1 protein-coding gene is annotated in these 1260 nt (G+C 41.7%); it reads left to right on the top strand.

Features of this window, described 5'->3' with window-relative positions:
* On the top strand, positions 1 to 1232 hold a 1232-nt coding region (locus tag HMPREF2794_RS26020), incomplete at its 5' end, for a reverse transcriptase domain-containing protein (RefSeq protein ID WP_070753093.1).
* Between the last annotated feature and the right edge of the window lie 28 nt (positions 1233 to 1260).

Genomic DNA, 1260 nt, shown 5'->3' with positions numbered 1-1260 from the left:
CATTGGAACCGATAGCCGAAACGACAGGCGACCGTTTTTCTTACGGCTTCCGAAAGAAGCGCAGGACAATGGACGCAATTCGTCAGATTGATACGGTTCTAAATCGCCAGCATTCCCCCGAATGGATTTTGGAGGGAGATATTAAGGGTTGCTTCGACCACATCAGTCACGACTGGCTTATTGAAAATATCCCTATGGATAAAACAATACTCAGAAAATGGCTGAAATGTGGAGCTGTATTCAATGGCAAACTATTCCCGACAGAAGAGGGTACACCACAAGGAGGTATCATATCACCGACACTTGCAAATATAGCACTTGACGGACTTCAACCACTCTTGGCTGAAAGATTCAAAAGACGTTTCATCAACTATAAGACATTCCACTACAAAGTGAATCTTATCAGGTATGCGGACGACTTTATAATCACAGGTCGAGATAAGGAATTATTGGAAAACGAGGTCAAACCAATGGTGATAGAATTTCTCAAAGAAAGGGGTCTTACCTTATCCGAAGAGAAAACTACCATTACGAACATATACGATGGATTTGATTTCTTAGGTTTCAATGTAAGGAAGTTCGACAAAAGGCTGTACACATCTCCGTCCAAAGATGCACAGAAACGCTTTAGGGCAAAAATCAGTGACATCGTTAAAGGACATAAAATGTGTAAGCAGGAATCGCTGATACGAATGCTCAATCCTGTGATAACAGGTTGGGGAAACTATTACCGATATGGTGCATCAACCAATGCTTTTCACGGTTGCGACAATCACATTTACAACCTCACAAAGAAATGGGCTTTACGTCGCCACCCAAAGAAACGCAAGTCTTGGGTTGCAGATAAGTATTGGCATGAAATTCGGGGGCGTAAATGGACGTTTGCATGGAAATATGAAACCAAGAGCAAGAAAGTGAACTACCTGACCCTTAAAAGGTTGTCGGATATACATTATACTCCGTACAAGCAAGTCAAGGGGGAGGCAAACCCTTTCGACCCGGAATATGATGATTATTTCTTTCAGCGAAAGGAGCAACAAATGCTGGAATCTCTCAAAGGACGTAAGTCACTCTTATATTTATGGAACAAGCAGAAGCGAACTTGTCCGTTATGCGGCAAGGAGATAGATTGTACAAAAGCATGGAACGTCAATGAAATATCTGTTGGTGGTTCAATTGTACGGCAACTTGTCCATAACAACTGCTACAAGCGAAATAAACGAAACTGTTGAAAGTATGAGCCGATTTCTAACAACAAAT

Origin of the sequence: Bacteroides sp. HMSC067B03 (assembly GCF_001811315.1) — a bacterium.
Lineage (GTDB): Bacteria > Bacteroidota > Bacteroidia > Bacteroidales > Bacteroidaceae > Bacteroides > Bacteroides faecis.
Note: the sequence above shows the minus strand (reverse complement) of the source record. Positions and strands in the feature narration are given on the sequence as shown.